The organism is Streptomyces sp. NPDC001270 (genome assembly GCF_042896695.1).
Lineage (GTDB): Bacteria > Actinomycetota > Actinomycetes > Streptomycetales > Streptomycetaceae > Streptomyces.
On the sequence record NZ_JBIAXM010000008.1, the window covers coordinates 296,451 to 314,552 of the forward strand.

17 protein-coding genes are annotated in these 18,102 nt (G+C 70.9%); 15 read left to right on the forward strand and 2 right to left on the reverse strand.

Annotation, left to right across the window (positions count from 1 at the left end):
• Positions 1-57 precede the first annotated feature (57 nt).
• Together ACFY2B_RS16465 and ACFY2B_RS16470 are read right to left on the reverse strand one after the other, a co-directional pair.
• The gene (locus ACFY2B_RS16465) at positions 58-1,710 is read right to left on the reverse strand and encodes a hypothetical protein (RefSeq protein WP_390763798.1); all 1,653 of its coding nucleotides are present in this window, start codon (positions 1,708-1,710) and stop codon (positions 58-60) included.
• Between the two features lie 161 nt (positions 1,711-1,871).
• Positions 1,872-4,070, reverse strand: a complete 2,199-nt coding sequence (locus tag ACFY2B_RS16470) for an elongation factor G-like protein EF-G2 (RefSeq protein WP_390763799.1) — start codon at positions 4,068-4,070, stop codon at positions 1,872-1,874.
• Positions 4,071-4,300: 230 nt separating this feature from the next.
• Here ACFY2B_RS16470 and pgsA point away from each other — a divergent pair, with 230 nt between their 5' ends.
• From pgsA to ACFY2B_RS16545, 15 genes are all read left to right on the forward strand, one after another.
• Positions 4,301-5,035, forward strand: coding sequence for a phosphatidylinositol phosphate synthase (gene pgsA, locus ACFY2B_RS16475; RefSeq protein ID WP_390763832.1), 735 nt, complete (start codon positions 4,301-4,303; stop codon positions 5,033-5,035).
• Entirely contained in the window at positions 5,032-5,940 is a 909-nt protein-coding gene (locus ACFY2B_RS16480; protein WP_390763800.1) for a phosphatidylinositol mannoside acyltransferase, read from the forward strand. Before pgsA ends, ACFY2B_RS16480 begins: the two co-directional genes overlap by 4 nt.
• A complete protein-coding gene (locus tag ACFY2B_RS16485) occupies positions 5,937-7,106 on the forward strand; it encodes a glycosyltransferase family 4 protein (RefSeq protein WP_390763801.1) in 1,170 nt (389 codons plus the stop codon). The genes ACFY2B_RS16480 and ACFY2B_RS16485 overlap by 4 nt, the downstream gene beginning before the upstream one ends.
• Positions 7,107-7,306: 200 nt before the next feature.
• On the forward strand, positions 7,307-7,849 hold the full coding sequence (locus tag ACFY2B_RS16490) for a hypothetical protein (protein ID WP_390763802.1): 543 nt from the start codon (positions 7,307-7,309) through the stop codon (positions 7,847-7,849).
• A 341-nt stretch (positions 7,850-8,190) separates the two neighbouring features.
• Positions 8,191-9,039 (forward strand): pyridoxal 5'-phosphate synthase lyase subunit PdxS, encoded by an 849-nt coding sequence (pdxS, locus tag ACFY2B_RS16495; RefSeq protein WP_376525365.1) that lies wholly within the window; start codon positions 8,191-8,193, stop codon positions 9,037-9,039.
• Positions 9,040-9,043: 4 nt separating this feature from the next.
• Positions 9,044-9,649, forward strand: coding sequence for a pyridoxal 5'-phosphate synthase glutaminase subunit PdxT (gene pdxT / locus ACFY2B_RS16500; RefSeq protein WP_376525100.1), 606 nt, complete (start codon positions 9,044-9,046; stop codon positions 9,647-9,649).
• 49 nt (positions 9,650-9,698) lie between these two features.
• Entirely contained in the window at positions 9,699-10,451 is a 753-nt protein-coding gene (locus tag ACFY2B_RS16505; RefSeq protein WP_376525098.1) for a YebC/PmpR family DNA-binding transcriptional regulator, read from the forward strand.
• Positions 10,452-10,607: 156 nt separating this feature from the next.
• Positions 10,608-11,159, forward strand: a complete 552-nt coding sequence (gene ruvC / locus ACFY2B_RS16510; RefSeq protein WP_390763803.1) for a crossover junction endodeoxyribonuclease RuvC — start codon at positions 10,608-10,610, stop codon at positions 11,157-11,159.
• A complete protein-coding gene (gene ruvA, locus ACFY2B_RS16515) occupies positions 11,156-11,761 on the forward strand; it encodes a Holliday junction branch migration protein RuvA (protein WP_376525095.1) in 606 nt (201 codons plus the stop codon). The genes ruvC and ruvA overlap by 4 nt, the downstream gene beginning before the upstream one ends.
• Before the next feature lie 30 nt (positions 11,762-11,791).
• Entirely contained in the window at positions 11,792-12,886 is a 1,095-nt protein-coding gene (gene ruvB / locus ACFY2B_RS16520) for a Holliday junction branch migration DNA helicase RuvB (protein ID WP_390763804.1), read from the forward strand.
• A 167-nt stretch (positions 12,887-13,053) separates the two neighbouring features.
• Positions 13,054-13,620 carry a preprotein translocase subunit YajC gene (gene yajC, locus ACFY2B_RS16525; RefSeq protein WP_390763805.1) on the forward strand — a complete coding sequence of 189 codons (567 nt, stop codon included), beginning with the start codon at positions 13,054-13,056 and terminating at the stop codon, positions 13,618-13,620.
• 130 nt (positions 13,621-13,750) lie between these two features.
• Positions 13,751-15,529 (forward strand): protein translocase subunit SecD, encoded by a 1,779-nt coding sequence (secD, locus tag ACFY2B_RS16530; RefSeq protein WP_390763806.1) that lies wholly within the window; start codon positions 13,751-13,753, stop codon positions 15,527-15,529.
• 3 nt (positions 15,530-15,532) lie between these two features.
• Positions 15,533-16,639 carry a protein translocase subunit SecF gene (gene secF / locus ACFY2B_RS16535; protein ID WP_390763807.1) on the forward strand — a complete coding sequence of 369 codons (1,107 nt, stop codon included), beginning with the start codon at positions 15,533-15,535 and terminating at the stop codon, positions 16,637-16,639.
• Complete coding sequence (locus tag ACFY2B_RS16540) at positions 16,636-17,175, forward strand: adenine phosphoribosyltransferase (protein WP_390763808.1); 540 nt, start codon at positions 16,636-16,638, stop codon at positions 17,173-17,175. The genes secF and ACFY2B_RS16540 overlap by 4 nt, the downstream gene beginning before the upstream one ends.
• 300 nt (positions 17,176-17,475) lie before the next feature.
• Complete coding sequence (locus ACFY2B_RS16545; protein WP_390763809.1) at positions 17,476-17,883, forward strand: hypothetical protein; 408 nt, start codon at positions 17,476-17,478, stop codon at positions 17,881-17,883.
• Positions 17,884-18,102 lie beyond the last annotated feature (219 nt).

The window sequence follows — 18,102 nt, forward strand, 5'->3', positions numbered from 1 at the left end:
GGAGGCCGAGAACACGGGCGAGAACGACGTCAGGCCACGGCCCGGCCGGCGGATCGCTCAGGCGTCGTAGGAGTCCGCCTTCTTCGGCGAGACGTCCTGCACCGATCCGCTGAGGGCCGACGCGCGGGAGCTGAACTTCTCGATGTCGACGTCGTGCTCCTTGAGCACCCTGAGCGCGGCCCGGTGCACCGCACGGAGTATCGGCGTGGCCGCGCGCAGCGCGTCGTCGGCCATGAAGCGGTGCTTCCAGGGCTGGTCGGCCCAGGCGTGCCGCAGGCCGAAGGGCTCGGGCAGGCCGATCGAGCCGCCGAGCCACTTCAGCAGCGGCGGGTACCAGCCGATGGCGGCCCGGGCGGCGAGCCGGACCACCTCGTCGGGGGTGACCAGCGGCAGCTTGATGGTCCGGGTCTCCCAGAACCGGACGGTCTTGGCGACCTTCTTGGTGGGGGCCTCGGGCTTGCCGCCGAACAGGCCGTTGACCGGGCCGAGGGCGTGTCCGGTGACCTCGATGCGCAGGGTCTCCTTCAGCACTGTCACCGTGATCATCATGGTGAGGACCAGATCGCCGTTCCACAGGTTCGGCCACTGCACGCCCAGGTAGTGCCGCTCACCGCTGTTGAACTGCTGGTTGTTGCAGATGTCCTCGACGGCCCTGGGCTTGACCTGGTACGCCTCGACGTCGGTCCCCTCGGGACGGGACACCGACTTGGCGCCCTCGCCGACATGGGTGACGATCCAGTGCCGCACCTGCGGTTCGGGGAAGCCACCGGTCTTCAGATGCTGCCGGTGCAGCACGCTCAGCTCGTCGTGGATCGCGCGGACGACCGTCCAGCTGCGGAACTCGTGGATGCCCTTGACCGGGTCGAGCGGGACCAGTTCCTCGGCGAGGTGCCAGGCGCCCCAGCGGGTGCCCATGCCGAGTATGCCCCTGGGACCGGCGTAGAACACCGAGTTGGACTGCTGCTCGGCGCTGAGCCGGGCCAGCGACTGGCGCAGCTGCTCGGCCGCGGCCTGGTCGGGGCTGGTCGGCACCGCCTCGGGGATCTTCGCGCCGACGCTGCCGCCCGAGAGCAGACCGCCCCAGTTCTCCCGCAGGTCCTTCGCGGTGCTCTCACAGATCCGCTTGGCCAGGTACCAGCCGGCGACGGGGAGCACGATGCAGCCGCGCACGTACCACCCCAGCAGGCCGGTGAACGGCATCCGGATCAGCAGGATCACCGCTGCGACACCGACAACCACCAGCAGGCCGGTGCCCAGCCCGGAGACCCGCTTGTTGCCGTTCTTCAGCATGGTGGCCCGAAGCTGGAAGACGAGCAGCCAGACCACCAGGCCGGGCAGGAACAGCACGCCGCACAGCAGCATGAGGGCGGTCAGCTTCTTGTCGCGTTCCCGCCGGATGCGGTTGGCCGCGAGGCAGTGCTCGACCACCACCTGGGGCTCGAAGCCGAAGGACTGGATGAGCGGCTTCCGGCCGACGCCCAGCATCCGGTCGATGACCGCCTGCGCGTACGCCTCACCGAAGTTGGGCCGGAAGATCTTCGCCCACTTGCGGCCCTCGTTGACCGACGACTGGTGCCACTCGTTGTCGGCCTTCTTGATCTCCTCCATCGGGGTGTCCCGGTAGGCCGCCGAGGCCAGGGCAAAGGTCGGGGCCTGCGCATCGCTGCCGGGCCTGGGCACCTGTGGCCCGAAGAAGTCCTCAAAGCTCATTCCCGCCCCCACTTCCCGCCGTCCCGCTTCTGCGGCTTTCCCGACTTCCGCCCACCGCACACCTGTTGATCAGGTCATCAGCGTATCCGCCGCCGCCGACAACCGTCGGCGGACGGCCGAAGCCGCCCGCCGAACGCCCGTGCCGGCCGTCGGAATTCCAACTACGAAGCCTCCTTCGCCTGTTCGCGGATCCTTACGGCGATCTGCGCCGGCATCGGCTCGTGCCGGGCGTAGGCACGGCCGAAACGTGCGGTGCCGTGCGAGAGGGACCGCAGGTCGACGGCGTACCGGCCGATCTCGAACTCGGGCACCTCGGCCCGCACCAGGGTCCGTCCCTGGCCCACCTGTTCGGTGCCCAGCACCCGCCCGCGCCGGCCCGACAGGTCGCTCATCACGGCGCCCACGTAGTCGTCGCCCACCAGGACGCTCACCTCGGCCACCGGCTCCAGCAGATGGATCGTCGCGTCCGCCGCGGCCTCCCGCAGCGCCAGCGCGCCCGCCGTCTGGAAAGCGGCGTCGGAGGAGTCCACCGAGTGCGCCTTGCCGTCCAGCAGCGTGATCCGCACGTCGACGAGCGGATAACCGGCGGCGACACCCTTGGCGGCCTGGGCCCGCACACCCTTCTCCACCGATGGGATGAACTGCCGCGGCACGGCTCCGCCGACCACCTTGTCCACGAACTCGATGCCCGAACCGCCCGGCAGCGGCTCGACCTCGATCTCGCAGATGGCGTACTGCCCGTGCCCGCCGGACTGCTTGACGTGCCGCCCGCGCCCCGACGCCCGGTGCGCGAACGTCTCCCGCAGGGACACCCGGTGCGGCACCACGTCGACCTGGACGCCGTACCGGCTGCGCAGCCGCTCCAGGGCGACGTCCGCGTGCGCCTCGCCCAGGCACCACAGCACCACCTGGTGGGTGTCCTGGTTCTGCTCCAGGCGCATCGTCGGGTCCTCCGCGACCAGCCGGCCGAGGCCCTGCGAGAGCTTGTCCTCGTCCGGCTTGCTGTGCGCCTGGATGGCCAGCGGCAGCAGCGGGTCGGGCATCTCCCACGGCGCCATCAGCAGCGGGTCGTCCTTCGCGGAGAGGGTGTCCCCGGTCTCCGCCCGGCCCAGCTTCGCCACGCACGCCAGATCGCCGGCGACCGCGTGCGTCACCGGCCGCTGCTGCTTGCCGAACGGGGTGGACAGGGCGCCGACCCGCTCGTCGACGTCGTGGTCCTCGTGGCCGTGGTCGGCCAGCCCGTGCCCGGAGACGTGCACCGTCTCGTCGCAGCGCAGGGTGCCGGAGAAGACCCGGACCAGCGAGACCCGGCCGACGTACGGGTCCGAGGAGGTCTTCACGACCTCGGCGACCAGCGGTCCGCCCGGATCGCACGGCCGCAGCTCGCGCATCCTGCCGTCGATCGTGGTGACGTCCGGCGCCGTGTGCTCCGCCGGGGTCGGGAAGCCGCGGGTGATCAACTCCAGCAGCTCGACCGTGCCGAGCCCCTGGCGGGCGTTCTCGGCGGCGGGCGCGGCGGCCAGCACCGGGAAGAACGCGCCGCGCGCCACGGCCCGCTCCAGATCCTCGATCAGCGTCTTGACGTCGATCCGCTCACCGCTGAGATAGCGGTCCATCAGCGTCTCGTCCTCGCTTTCGGAGATGATCCCCTCGATGAGGCGGTTGCGGGCGTCCTCGATCCGCGGGAGCAGGTCGGGACCCGGCTCGGACTCCTCGCGCTGCCCGGCCGAGTAGTCGGACAACTGCTGCGTCAGCAGGCCGATCAGCCCGGTCACGGGCGCGTGCCCGTCGGCGGTCCGCGGGCCGTGCAGCGGCAGGTGGAGCGGGAGCACGGCGTCCGGGTCGTCCGCGCCGAACGCCGCGGCGCACACCCGGGTCATCTCCTCGAAATCCGCGCGGGCTGCCTCCAAATGGGTGATGACGATGGCCCGCGGCATGCCGACGGCCGCGCACTCCTCCCACACCGCCCGGGTCGAGCCGTCCACCCCGTCCGAGGCCGAGACCACGAAAAGGGCCGCGTCCGCGGCGCGCAGACCGGCCCGCAGCTCTCCGACGAAGTCGGCGTACCCGGGGGTGTCCAGCAGGTTGATCTTGAAGCCGTCCCAGTCGACGGGCACCAGCGAGAGCTGTACGGACCGCTGCTGCCGGTGCTCGATCTCGTCGTAGTCAGAGACGGTGCCGCCGTCCTCCACACGGCCCGCCCGGTTCACCGCTCCCGCGGCCAGCGCGAGAGCCTCCACCAAGGTGGTCTTGCCCGATCCGGAGTGGCCGACCAGCACCACATTCCGAACGGACGCGGGGTGGTCGGCCGCCGTAGCCCTGCCGGCGGCCCCAGGATGTGTGTTCGTCTTGTCGCCCATGGCCTAGCCTCCCGTGCACGGTGAGGTCACTGTGGGCGCGGGAGGCGCGCAGGCCGCGTGTGGTGGCAGCGTAGGCGACGCCCGCGGTCATTCGAGCTTTCCACTCCCTTCACGGCGCGTCCATACAAGCGACGCGATCCCGCGGTCAGGAGTGGGTTGCGGCCCGCTTCCGCCGGTCTCCGGGGGCGGTCCGGGTGCCCCGCCGTCGCGCACGCGCGCGCGTGGCTACGATGGGCCAGCCGGTGGCCAGCAGGGGCCGCGCGGCGACACCGACCGTCGGGAAGGCCATGCTGAACAAGTACGCGCGTGCATTCTTCACGCGTGTCCTCACACCGTTCGCCGCGTATCTCATCCGCAGGGGAGTCAGCCCGGACACGGTGACGCTCATCGGCACGGCCGGTGTGGTCGCGGGTGCGCTGGTCTTCTTCCCCCGGGGCGAGTTCTTCTGGGGCACGGTCGTGATCACGCTGTTCGTCTTCTCCGACCTGGTCGACGGCAACATGGCCCGCCAGCTGGGCCGCTCCAGCCGCTGGGGCGCCTTCCTGGACTCCACCCTGGACCGGGTGGCCGACAGCGCCGTCTTCGGCGGCTTCGCCCTGTGGTACGCGGGCGACGGGGACAACAATGTCCTGTGTGCCGTGTCCATCTTCTGCCTGGCCAGCGGCCAGGTGGTGTCGTACACCAAGGCGCGCGGCGAGTCGATCGGGCTGCCGGTGGCCGTCAACGGCCTCGTGGAGCGCGCCGAACGGCTGGTGATCTCGCTGGTCGCGGCGGGACTGGCCGGCTTCCACAAGTTCGGTGTGCCGGGCATCCAGTGGCTGCTCCCGATCGCCCTGTGGATCGTCGCCGTCGGCAGCCTGATCACCCTGGTCCAGCGCGTCGTCACGGTCCGCCGGGAGTCCGCCCAGGCGGAGGCGGAGGCGGGCCACCCGAGCACGTCCCAGGGGAGCGAGGCGGCGAAGTGAGCGCCAAGGAGCGCCTGACCGATGCCCTGTACGGAGTCGGCTGGAGCGCCGTCAGGACGCTTCCCGAGCCGGCCGCCGTGCGGCTCGGCCGTACCGTCGCCGACCTCGCCTGGAAACGGCGGGGCAAGGGCGTCAGGCGTCTGGAGAGCAACTACGCGCGCGTGGTGCCGGACGCCACCCCGGAGCGGCTGGCCGAACTCTCGCGCGCGGGCATGCGGTCGTACCTGCGCTACTGGATGGAGTCCTTCCGGCTGCCCGCCTGGAGCCCCGAGCGGATCAGCACCGGTTTCGACCCCAAGGACATACACCACCTCACCGACGGCCTGGCCTCCGGCCGGGGCGTCGTCCTGGCCCTGCCGCACCTGGCCAACTGGGACCTCGCGGGCGCCTGGGTCACCACCGCGCTGCGCACCCCCTTCACCACGGTCGCCGAGCGCCTGAAGCCGGAGACGCTGTACGACCGCTTCGTCGCCTATCGCCAGGGGCTGGGCATGGAGGTGCTGCCGCACAGCGGCGGCTCCGCGTTCGGCACCCTGGCCCGCCGGCTGCGCGACGGCGGCCTGGTCTGCCTGGTCGCGGACCGCGACCTGTCCGCCGGCGGTGTGCCGGTCACGTTCTTCGGCGAGTCGGCCCGGATGCCCGCGGGCCCGGCCCTGCTCGCCCAGCAGACGGGCGCGCTGCTGCTGCCCGTCACGCTCTGGTACGACGACTCTCCGGTGATGCGCGGCCGGGTCCATCCCCCGGTCGAGGTACCCGAGACAGGTACGCGGACCGAAAAGACGTCTGTCATGACACAGGCGCTGGCCGATGCCTACGCCTCAGGGATCGCCGACCATCCGGAGGACTGGCACATGCTCCAGCGGCTGTGGCTCGCTGATCTGGACCCGCCGAAGGGAACCTCGTGAGGATCGGCATCGTCTGCCCGTACTCCTGGGACGTGCCGGGCGGCGTCCAGTTCCACGTCCGGGACCTCGCCGAGTACTTCATCCGCCTCGGCCACCAGGTCTCCGTCCTCGCGCCCGCCGACGACGACACCCCGCTGCCGCCGTACGTCGTCTCGGCCGGCCGTGCGGTGCCCGTGCCCTACAACGGCTCGGTGGCCCGCCTGAACTTCGGTTTCCTCTCCGCCGCCCGGGTGCGGCGCTGGCTGCACGACGGCGCGTTCGACGTGGTCCACATCCACGAGCCGACGTCGCCGTCGCTGGGCCTGCTGACCTGCTGGGCGGCGCAGGGCCCGATCGTGGCCACCTTCCACACCTCCAACCCCCGCTCGCGCGCGATGATCGCCGCGTACTCGATCCTGCAGGCCGCGCTGGAGAAGATCAGCGCGCGCATCGCGGTGAGCGAGTACGCCCGGCGCACGCTGGTCGAGCACCTGGGCGGGGACGCGGTGGTGATCCCCAACGGCGTCGACGTCGGCTTCTTCGCGCGCGCCGAGCCGAAGCCCGAGTGGCAGGGGGACACGATCGGCTTCATCGGCCGCATCGACGAGCCCCGCAAGGGCCTGCCGGTGCTGATGAAGGCCCTGCCGAAGATCCTCGCCGCCCGTCCGGGGACCCGGCTGCTGGTGGCCGGCCGCGGCGACGAGGAGGAGGCCGTCGAGACCCTTCCCGCCGGCCTGCGCAGCCGGGTCGAGTTCCTCGGCATGGTCAGCGACGCGGACAAGGCGCAGCTCCTGCGCAGCATCGATCTGTACGTGGCGCCCAACACCGGCGGCGAGAGCTTCGGCATCATCCTGGTCGAGGCGATGTCGGCGGGTGCCCCGGTCCTCGCCTCCGACCTCGACGCGTTCGCCCAGGTCCTCGACCAGGGCGCGGCCGGGGAACTGTTCGCCAACGAGAACGCCGACGCCCTCGCCGACGCGGCGATCCGCCTGCTCGCCGACCCGTCCCGCCGCGCCGAACTGCGCGAACGCGGCAGCGTCCACGTACGGCGGTTCGACTGGTCCACGGTCGGCGCGGACATCCTTTCGGTCTACGAGACGGTGACGACGGGCACGGCGGCGGTCGCGGCGGACGAACGCACCACGGGCCTGCGCGCCCGCTTCGGCCTCGCCCGGGACCGGGACTGAACCGGAGGGGGTACGGCCTGCGGGCGGTGGCCCCGAACCGCCCGTCCGGCGTTCGAGGACGAGGCCGTCCGGGATGAAGCGGGGGTCTGCGGGTGGCAGCCCCCGGGAACGCCGGCCGAGGCCCCGGTGCCCTCCGGCGATCCTGGCTGGGGCATCCGATCCCGCCCACCCCGGCGGAGCCCCCGGTAGCCTTTCCCGCCGTGAGCGCAACCCTCATCTGGATCCTCGTCGCCCTGGTCGCCGTCGCCCTGTACCTCAGCTGGACGGCCGGCCGGCTCGACCGCCTGCACTCCCGGATCGACGCGGCCCGCGCCGCCCTCGACGCCCAACTGCTGCGCAGGGCCTCCGTCGCCCAGGAACTGGCGACCTCGGGCGTGCTGGACCCGGCCGCCTCGATGGTGCTGTACGAGGCCGCGCACGCCGCCAGACAGTCCGAGGAGGAGCAGCGCGAGGTCGCCGAGAGCGAGCTGAGCCAGGCACTGCGCGCCGTCTTCGCGGAGGTCCAGCAGGTCGAGGAGGTCCGCCGGGCACCCGGCGGAGAGGCGGCGGCCCGTGAGCTGACCGAGGCGGTGCGCAGGGTGCCGATGGCCCGCCGCTTCCACAACGACGCGGTCGGCGCGGCACGCAGGCTGCGCGAGCACCGCAAGGTCCGGTGGTTCCGGCTGGCCGGCCACGCGCCCTTCCCCCTGGCCTTCGAGATGGACGACGAGCCACCCGCCGCCCTCGTGGACCGGGCCGCCTGAGACCGCACCCCGCACGACCCGCTGTCACCTCCACGCCCCTGCGCCCTGGTGCCCCCGCTGTCCGGCCGGACGGCCCCTGCTCCCCGGCCTGACGGGCCCCCGGCCGGCCTGACGGTCCCCGGCCCCGGGCCCGTCCCCCAAAGGCCCAGGCACCCCCGCCCCGTCCCGCCCCCCGCTCAAAAGGATCCACCGACTCACCATTGGCCCTTGCTGTGGAATGGTCCAATCACGTTTTCTCGGTGCAGCAGAATCCCTCTTCCACCGAGTGAGGTCACCCCGTGTCCAGCACGCTTCCGGAGAACCAGGCCCCCGAGACCGGCACCGCGCGGGTGAAGCGCGGCATGGCCGAGCAGCTCAAGGGCGGCGTGATCATGGACGTCGTCACACCGGAGCAGGCGAAGATCGCCGAGGACGCGGGCGCCGTCGCCGTCATGGCCCTGGAGCGGGTTCCGGCCGACATCCGCAAGGACGGCGGCGTGGCCCGCATGTCCGACCCGGACATGATCGAGGGCATCATCGCGGCCGTGTCGATCCCGGTCATGGCCAAGTCCCGCATCGGCCACTTCGTCGAGGCCCAGGTCCTGCAGTCCCTCGGCGTGGACTACATCGACGAGTCCGAGGTCCTCACCCCGGCCGACGAGGTCAACCACTCCGACAAGTGGGCCTTCACCACGCCGTTCGTGTGCGGCGCCACCAACCTGGGCGAGGCCCTGCGCCGCATCGCCGAGGGCGCCGCGATGATCCGCTCCAAGGGCGAGGCCGGCACCGGCAACGTCGTCGAGGCCGTACGCCACCTGCGCCAGATCAAGAACGAGATCGCCCGGCTGCGCGGCTTCGACAGCCACGAGCTGTACGCCGCGGCCAAGGAGCTGCGCGCCCCGTACGAGCTGGTCAAGGAGGTCGCCGAACTCGGCAAGCTCCCGGTTGTGCTGTTCTCCGCCGGCGGTGTCGCCACCCCGGCCGACGCCGCCCTGATGCGCCAGCTCGGTGCCGAGGGCGTCTTCGTCGGCTCCGGCATCTTCAAGTCGGGCGACCCGGCCAAGCGCGCCGCCGCCATCGTGAAGGCCACCACCTTCTACGACGACCCGAAGATCATCGCGGACGCGTCCCGCAACCTCGGCGAGGCCATGGTCGGCATCAACGTCGACGTCCTCCCCGAGACCGAGCGCTACGCCAACCGCGGCTGGTAACCCCATGAGCACTCCTGTGATCGGCGTCCTGGCCCTCCAGGGCGACGTACGGGAGCACCTCGTCGCCCTGGCCGCGGCCGACGCCGTGGCCAGGCCGGTGCGGCGCCCCGACGAACTCGCCGAGGTGGCCGGACTCGTCATCCCCGGCGGTGAGTCCACCACCATCTCCAAACTGGCCGTCCTCTTCGGCCTCATGGACCCGCTCCGCGCGCGCGTACGGGACGGCCTGCCCGTGTACGGGACCTGCGCGGGCATGATCATGCTGGCCGACAAGATCCTCGACCCGCGCTCGGGCCAGGAGACCGTCGGCGGGATCGACATGATCGTGCGCCGCAACGCCTTCGGCCGGCAGAACGAGTCCTTCGAGGCGGCGGTCGACGTCACCGGGATCGCGGGCGATCCTGTAGAGGGCGTCTTCATCCGCGCCCCCTGGGTGGAGTCGGTCGGAGCGGCGGCCGAGGTGCTCGCCGAGCACGACGGCCACATCGTCGCGGTCCGCCAGGGCAACGCGCTCGCCACCTCGTTCCACCCGGAACTGACCGGCGACCACCGGGTCCACGCCCTGTTCGTCGACATGGTGCGCGCGAACCGCACGGCGGAGTCCTTGTAGGATCTCTGGCGTTCGCTGCAGAGACGGGTTACGCGAAGGAGACAGGCAGATGTCCGGCCACTCTAAATGGGCCACGACGAAGCACAAGAAGGCCGTGATCGACGCCAAGCGCGGCAAGCTCTTCGCGAAGCTCATCAAGAACATCGAGGTAGCGGCGCGGATGGGCGGCGCCGACCCGGAGGGGAACCCGACGCTCTACGACGCCATCCAGAAGGCGAAGAAGCAGTCGGTCCCGAACAAGAACATCGACTCCGCCGTCAAGCGCGGCGCGGGCCTGGAGGCCGGCGGCGCCGACTACGAGACGATCATGTACGAGGGCTACGGCCCCAACGGTGTCGCGGTGCTCATCGAGTGCCTCACCGACAACCGCAACCGCGCCGCCTCCGACGTCCGTGTCGCCATGACCCGCAACGGCGGCTCCATGGCCGACCCGGGCTCGGTGTCGTACCTCTTCAACCGCAAGGGCGTCGTGCTCGTCCCCAAGGGCGAGCTGACCGAGGACGACGTCCTCGGTGCCGTCCTGGACGCGGGTGCCGAGGAGGTCAACGACCTCGGTGAGTCCTTCGAGGTGCTCAGCGAGGCCACCGACCTGGTCGGGGTCCGCAGCGCCCTCCAGGACGCCGGGATCGACTACGACTCCGCCGAGGCCAACTTCGTCCCGACCATGCAGGTCGAACTGGACGAGGAGGGCGCCAAGAAGATCTTCAAGCTGATCGACGCGCTGGAGGACAGCGACGACGTGCAGAACGTCTTCGCCAACTTCGACGTCAGCGACGAGGTCATGGAGAAGGTCGACGCGTAACGCCGCGACCATCCGCAGGGCTGCACGGGCGTACGGGCCGACGGGACACACCCGTCGGCCCGTCCCTTTGCCCGGCGTTGTCGGTGGCACCCGATAGCCTGCACGAACTGGGGGAACCGCCCGGCGGAGCCGGGGGAGAGCGAAGGGACGGGGCGCGTGCGTGTGCTGGGGGTGGACCCGGGGCTGACCCGCTGCGGCGTCGGGGTGGTCGAGGGCGTCGCCGGGCGCCCGCTCACGATGCTCGGCGTGGGTGTCGTCCGCACCCCCGCGGACGCCGAGCCGGCCCACCGGCTGGTCGCCGTGGAACAGGGCATCGAGACCTGGCTCGACGAACACCGCCCCGAGTGCGTGGCCGTGGAGCGCGTCTTCAGCCAGCACAACGTGCGCACGGTGATGGGCACCGCCCAGGCCAGCGCCGTCGCCATGCTCTGTGCGGCCCGCCGGGGCATCCCGGTCGCCCTGCACACCCCCAGCGAGGTCAAGGCGGCCGTCACCGGCACCGGCCGCGCTGACAAGGCCCAGGTCGGCGCCATGGTCACCCGGCTGTTGCGGCTGGACGCGCCGCCGAAACCCGCGGACGCCGCCGACGCCCTGGCCCTCGCCATCTGCCACATCTGGCGCGCCCCCGCGCAGAACCGGCTCCAGCAGGCCGTGGCCCTGCACGCAGCCAGAACACCGCCCGTAGCACCGAAAGGCCGTACGCCATGATCGCCTTCGTGAGCGGCACGGTCGCCGCACTCGCTCCCGACACCGCGGTGGTCGAGGTGGGTGGTGTCGGCATGGCCGTCCAGTGCACGCCGAACACGCTCTCCACGCTCCGTGTGGGCCGGCCCGCGAAGCTCGCCACCTCCCTGGTGGTCCGCGAGGACTCACTGACCCTGTACGGCTTCGTGGACGACGACGAACGCCAGGTCTTCGAGCTGCTGCAGACCGCGAGCGGCGTCGGCCCGCGCCTCGCCCAGGCCATGCTGGCCGTGCACGCCCCCGACGCGCTGCGCCGCGCGGTCTCCACGGGGGACGAGAAGGCGCTCGTCGCCGTCCCCGGCATCGGCAAGAAGGGCGCCCAGAAACTGCTGCTGGAGCTGAAGGACCGGCTCGGCGAGCCGATCGGCGCCCCCGCCGTCGGCGCGCCGGTCACCCAGGGCTGGCGCGACCAGCTGCACGCGGCCCTGATCGGCCTCGGGTACGCGACCCGTGAGGCCGACGAGGCGGTCGCCGCGGTGACCCCGCAGGCCGAGGCGGCCGGCGGCGCCCCGCAGGTCGGACAGCTGCTGAAGGCCGCCCTCCAGACCCTCAACCGTGCCCGCTGACCACCTGGGCCACCCAGCTAGGAGACCTCAGTGAACTGGGACGACACGACCGGCGGCGCCGCACCCGAGCAGCCCGTCGCCCCCTCCGCGGACCGGCTGGTGGGCTCCGCCGCCGACGGTGAGGACCAGGCCGTCGAGGCCGCCCTGCGCCCCAAGGACCTCGGCGAGTTCATCGGCCAGGAGAAGGTCCGCGAACAGCTCGACCTGGTCCTGCGGGCCGCACGCGCGCGGGGCGCCACCGCCGACCACGTGCTGCTCTCCGGCGCCCCCGGCCTGGGCAAGACCACCCTTTCGATGATCATCGCGGCCGAGATGGGCGCCCCGATCCGCATCACCAGCGGCCCCGCCATCCAGCACGCGGGCGACCTCGCGGCGATCCTCTCCTCACTCCAGGAGGGCGAGGTCCTCTTCCTCGACGAGATCCACCGGATGTCCCGGCCCGCCGAGGAGATGCTCTACATGGCCATGGAGGACTTCCGCGTCGACGTCATCGTCGGCAAGGGCCCCGGCGCCACCGCCATCCCGCTCGAACTGCCCCCGTTCACCCTGGTCGGCGCCACCACCCGGGCGGGCCTGCTGCCGCCCCCGCTGCGCGACCGCTTCGGCTTCACCGCTCACATGGAGTTCTACGAGCCCGCCGAACTGGAGCGCGTCGTGCACCGTTCGGCCCAGCTGCTCGACGTCGGGATCGAGCCCGAGGGTGCCGCCGAGATCGCCGGCCGCTCCCGCGGCACACCCCGGATCGCCAACCGCCTGCTGCGCCGCGTTCGGGACTATGCGCAGGTCAAGGCCGACGGGCTGATCACGCGCGAGATCGCCGGCGCGGCCCTCGCGGTGTACGAGGTGGACGAGCGCGGCCTCGACCGGCTCGACCGCGCCGTCCTGCAAGCCCTGCTCAAGCTGTTCGGCGGCGGTCCGGTCGGTCTGTCGACCCTCGCCGTCGCGGTGGGGGAGGAGCGTGAGACGGTCGAGGAGGTCGCCGAGCCCTTCCTCGTCCGGGAGGGCCTGCTGGCCCGGACGCCGCGCGGGCGGATCGCGACGCCCGCGGCCTGGGCACACCTCGGCCTCACCCCGCCCCACGCGGCGGCTGCGGGAAACGGACAACAGGACTTGTTCGGGACGTGACCGCGGGCACGGTGGCCGGGACAGGAACCCAGGTGCCATGCTGAGCGTTGTTCCATGCGCGCGGACTCGCTTAGACTCCGCCGATGCCGCCCGACAAGCGGCGTCCGTCCACACCCCCAGCCACCAGGCCGCAGCCCGTCGCGGTCGTGCGAAGGAAATCCCGACCCGTGAATACCTTGACCCTTCTCCCGTTCATCGTGCTCATCGCGGCCATGTTCCTGATGACACGCTCGGCCAAGAAGAAGCAGCAGCAGGCCAGTGACATGCGGAACCAGATGCAGCCCGGTTCCGGTGTCCGCACGATCGGGGGCATCTACGCGACGGTCAAGGAGGTCAACGAGGAGACCGTCCTCCTTGACGCGGGCCCGGGCGTCGAGCTCCTCTTCGCGAAGAACGCCATCGGTGCCGTCCTCACCGACGACGAGTACAACCGCATCGTGCACGGCATCGAGCACGACCTGAAGTCGGACCTCGACATCGTCCCGGACGATGCCTCCTCCCTCACCGAGACCGACGAGCCCGCCGATGCCGCCCCGGCCGCCGACAAGGCCATCGACCTCGGCAAGAAGGACGCCGCCGAGGAGCCCGCCGACGCCGCCCCCGCCGCCGACAAGACCGTCGGCTCCGGCAAGGAGGCCGCTGCCGGGGAGCCCGCCGACAGCGCGGCGGCGGACGACGCGCCGAAGGCGGACGACGAGTCGAAGAAGACAGACGGCGGCTCCGACGCGAAGTAGTAACGTCCAGGGGTGCGCGGTTCCGGCTCGGGCACCCCTCGACGTGTGCTTCTCGCAGGGGTCCCGAACCACGTCATGGCCGCAGCCGCGCTGACCCGGCGCGGGACGGCCCGAGAGGGAGTACAAGAAGGTGGCAGCACCTAAGAAGGGCCGGAGCGCGAGCGCCCAGAGCAAGCCGGGGCGCTCGCTGGCCCTCATCCTGATCGCCATCGTGGCGCTCACCGGTGGAATGTTCGCCTCCGGGCACACCACCCCGCGTCTCGGCATCGACCTCGCCGGTGGTACGAGCATCACGCTCCAGGCGAAGGCCGACCAGGGGTCCGCGATCAACAAGGCCAACATGGACACCGCGGTCGAGATCATGAACCGCCGTGTCAACGGCCTGGGTGTCTCCGAGGCGGAGGTGCAGACCCAGGGGACGAGCAACATCATCGTCAACATCCCCAAGGGCACCAACTCCGAAGAGGCCCGCCAGCAGGTCGGCACCACCGCAAAGCTGTACTTCCGCCCGGTCCTGCAGAGCGAGCCCAGCTCCGCCACGCCGAGCGCGTCGCCGAGCACGTCGCCCAGCGGCAGCTCCTCGCCGTCGCCGTCGAGCAGCGCGTCGACCGGTGACAAGGCGTCCGCCCCCTCGTCGCCCACGGCATCCGAGACCTCCCAGGGCCGGGCCGTGACCGACGCCCTGAAGGCCGACGCCACACCGAACGCGTCGTCGGGCGCCTCGGACGCCGCGAGCCCGAGCGCCACGGACCCCGCCGGCTCCGCCGCGAACAGCGGTACCGACGCCGCCTCCAGCAAGGAGGAGGCCGAGTACGCCAAGCTGGACTGCTCCAAGGCAGCGGACCGGGCCACCGCCGGCAAGACGGCGAAGCCCGGCGACACGACCGTGGCCTGCGGCGAGATCAACAAGGTCTGGTACAAGTACCTGCTCGGCCCGGCCGCCGTCGACGGCACCGAGGTCAAGAAGGCGCAGGCGGTCTTCGACACGCAGACCGCGGCCGGCTGGCAGGTCCAGATGGACTTCAACTCCAGCGGCTCCAAGAAGTTCGCCGACGTCACCGGCAAGCTCGCCCAGAACCAGACCCCGCAGAACGAGTTCGGCATCGTCCTCGACGGTGAGGTCGTCTCCAGCCCGTACGTCAGCCAGTCCATCACCGGCGGCCAGGCGCAGATCTCGGGCAGTTTCACCCAGGAGGAGGCCCAGAGCCTCGCCAACATGCTGTCGTACGGCGCGCTCCCGCTCTCCTTCAAGGTGGCGAGCATGACCACCGTGACCGCCGCCCTCGGTGGCGAGCAGCTGCACGCCGGTCTGCTGGCCGGCGCCATCGGTCTCGCCCTGGTCGTGATCTACCTGGTCGTCTACTACCGGGGCCTGTCGCTGGTCGCGATGGCCTCGCTGCTGGTCTCCGCGATCCTGACCTACGTGATCATGTCGTTGCTCGGCCCGGCCATCGGCTTCGCGCTGAACCTGCCGGCCGTCTGCGGTGCGATCGTCGCGATCGGTATCACAGCGGACTCGTTCATCGTGTTCTTCGAACGCATCCGGGACGAGATCCGTGAGGGCCGCACGCTGCGCCCGGCCGTCGAGCGGGCCTGGCCGCGTGCCCGACGCACCATCCTGGTCTCCGACTTCGTGTCGTTCCTCGCCGCCGCCGTGCTGTTCATCGTGACCGTCGGCAAGGTCCAGGGCTTCGCGTTCACGCTCGGCCTGACCACCGTGCTCGACGTGGTCGTCGTCTACTTCTTCACCAAGCCGCTGATGACGATCCTCGCCCGCAAGAAGTTCTTCGCACAGGGCCACAAGTGGTCCGGACTCGACCCGAAGAGTCTGGGCGCCCAACCGCCGCTGCGCCGCACCCGCCGTCCCGCCGGACCTGCCGCCGGCCCTGTCGACCCGAAGGAAGCGTGAGCGATGTCGAAACTCGGCAACCTCGGCGCCCGACTCCACCGCGGCGAGATCAGCTACGACTTCGTCGGCAAGCGCAAGATCTGGTACGGCGTCTCCATCCTGATCACCATCACGGCCATCGTCGGCCTGGCGGTGCGCGGCCTGAACATGGGCATCGACTTCCAGGGCGGTGCCGTCTTCACCACCCCGAAGACCAGCGTCTCGGTGTCCCAGGCGGAGGACTACGCGAAGGCGGCCACCGGGCACGACGCGGTCGTCCAGAAGCTCGGCGCGGGTGGTCTGCGCATCCAGATCGCGGGCATGGACACCGAGAAGTCCGACGCCACCAAGGCCGAGCTGGCCAAGGACATGAAGCTGGACCCCGAGTCCATCGCCGCCGACCTGGTCGGCCCCAGCTGGGGTGACCAGATCGCCAACAAGGCCTGGGAGGGTCTGGCGATCTTCATGGTCCTCGTGGTGATCTACCTGGCGATCGCCTTCGAGTGGCGGATGGCGGTCGCGGCCCTGGTCGCGCTGATCCACGACATCACCATCACCACCGGCATCTACGCCCTGGTCGGCTTCGAGGTCACACCCGGTACGATCATCGGTCTGCTGACGATCCTCGGTTACTCGCTCTACGACACGGTCGTCGTCTTCGACAGCCTCAAGGAGCAGACGAAGGACATCACCAAGCAGACCCGCTTCACCTACAGCGACATCGCCAACCAGTCGATCAACGGCACCCTGGTCCGTTCGATCAACACCACGGTCGTCGCGCTGCTGCCGGTCGCGGGCCTGCTGTTCATCGGCGGCGGCGTCCTCGGCGCGGGCACGCTCAACGACATCTCGCTGTCGCTGTTCGTCGGTCTCGCCGCCGGTGCCTACTCGTCGATCTTCATCGCCACGCCGCTCGTCGCCGACCTCAAGGAGGCCGAGCCGCAGATGAAGGCCCTGAAGAAGCGGGTCCTCGCCAAGCGCGCCCAGTCCGCCGCCGAGGAGGAGATGGCCGAGGCCCGGGTCGGCGGCTCCGAGGGACCGGATGACGCGGCCCCGGCCGCCGTCGGTCCGCGCAACCAGCCCGCGTCCCGCACTCGCGGCCGTGACCGACCGTCCGGGAAGCGCCGATGACGGACATCAGGGAGCTGCTGCTCAGCCGCATCCGGGACGTCGCGGACTACCCGGAGCCGGGCGTGATGTTCAAGGACATCACCCCGCTCCTGGCGGACCCGGCCGCGTTCACCGCGCTCACCGACGCCCTCGCCGAGATCGCCGGGCGCACCGGCGCCACCAAGGTCGTCGGCCTGGAGGCCCGGGGCTTCATCCTGGGCGCCCCGGTCGCCCTCCGGGCCGGCCTCGGCTTCATCCCGGTCCGCAAGGCGGGCAAGCTCCCCGGAGCGACCCTCAGCCAGGTGTACGAGCTGGAGTACGGCTCCGCAGAGATCGAGGTGCATGCCGAGGACCTCGGCAAGGACGACCGGATCCTGATCGTCGACGACGTGCTCGCCACCGGCGGCACCGCGGAGGCGTCGGTCCATCTCGTCCACCGCGCGGGCGCGGAGGTCGCGGGCGTCGCGGTCCTGATGGAGCTGGGGTTCCTGCGGGGTCGCGCCCGGCTTGAGCCCACGCTGATGGGTGCCCCGCTGGAAGCGCTGATCGTGGTCTGATCCGGCCCCTACGGCACGTCACGGTGCCTTCGCGGTGCGTCGCTTCGACGCACCGCGAAGGCACCGTTTCTGTTTGCGCCTTTGATCATCGGCAGGAAGACAGCGCTTTCGGGATCTCGATTGACATGTACTGCCGGTTAAGTTTGAATGATCAAAACGTTACCGGATCACGTGATCACTGCTCCGGGCACGGGGGGGCACCTATCGACTTGTCTTACGGGGCATGCGCGTGTGTCTGGCGTTTTCCGCTGCCCGGAGAGGGTTCGTGGGACATGGAGCAGGGGGATTTTCATGTTGCGCATGAGATCGATCGCGGCCGTCACTTCGATTGCCGCGGCGTCCTTCCTCGGAGCGGCCGCGAGCCCGGCGCAAGCGGGTACCGGCATGCTCATCGCGGTGCAGATCAACGATTTCCAGGACTGGGGCAACTTCAACCAGGACCCGGTGGGAGGCACCAACCCCACTCCGGGTGACGCCATCCGAGCCTGCGACTTCACGGCGGACGGGTGGGGAGTCACCGCCTACCTGGACATCGGGCGGAACGGGTCCTGGGACCGTACGTCCACGACGAGCGGCCATTCCGCGGACTACTGCAGCCCCTGGGCGACCGGTGACCTCGCCGAGGGGACCAAAGTGACCCTCAAGGCGTGCAACACGAAGTCCGGCTACGCGCCGAAGAACTGCAAGGAGGAGGACACCGTCGCCTGACGGTCGTATTCCGGTCGGCGCGACGAGGTTCTCTTCACCCGGCCGTCCGGGCCTTCAAGGGACCTGTGACGACTGTGCCGCCTCGAAGGGGCGGGCCCCGGAGGAATCCGGCGCCCGCCCCTTGCGTTTCTCGTGTGGAAGGCTCTCACACCGTCCTGCAGGCGATGCCGGAGCCCAGGATCGCTACGATGGATCCTCCGGAGCCTGACCGGGGCACCC

Excerpts from the sequence above, each read along its gene's own strand:
- ACFY2B_RS16470 (WP_390763799.1), bottom strand. The coding sequence starts at position 4,070 with ATGGGCGACAAGACGAACACACATCCTGGGGCCGCCGGCAGGGCTACG.
- ACFY2B_RS16545 (WP_390763809.1), top strand. The coding sequence starts at position 17,476 with ATGAGATCGATCGCGGCCGTCACTTCGATTGCCGCGGCGTCCTTCCTC.
- ACFY2B_RS16465 (WP_390763798.1), bottom strand. The coding sequence starts at position 1,710 with ATGAGCTTTGAGGACTTCTTCGGGCCACAGGTGCCCAGGCCCGGCAGC.
- ACFY2B_RS16540 (WP_390763808.1), top strand. The coding sequence starts at position 16,636 with ATGACGGACATCAGGGAGCTGCTGCTCAGCCGCATCCGGGACGTCGCG.
- ruvA (WP_376525095.1), top strand. The coding sequence starts at position 11,156 with ATGATCGCCTTCGTGAGCGGCACGGTCGCCGCACTCGCTCCCGACACC.
- pdxT (WP_376525100.1), top strand. The coding sequence starts at position 9,044 with ATGAGCACTCCTGTGATCGGCGTCCTGGCCCTCCAGGGCGACGTACGG.
- ACFY2B_RS16505 (WP_376525098.1), top strand. The coding sequence starts at position 9,699 with ATGTCCGGCCACTCTAAATGGGCCACGACGAAGCACAAGAAGGCCGTG.
- pdxS (WP_376525365.1), top strand. The coding sequence starts at position 8,191 with ATGGCCGAGCAGCTCAAGGGCGGCGTGATCATGGACGTCGTCACACCG.
- secF (WP_390763807.1), top strand. The coding sequence starts at position 15,533 with ATGTCGAAACTCGGCAACCTCGGCGCCCGACTCCACCGCGGCGAGATC.
- pgsA (WP_390763832.1), top strand. The coding sequence starts at position 4,301 with ATGGGCCAGCCGGTGGCCAGCAGGGGCCGCGCGGCGACACCGACCGTC.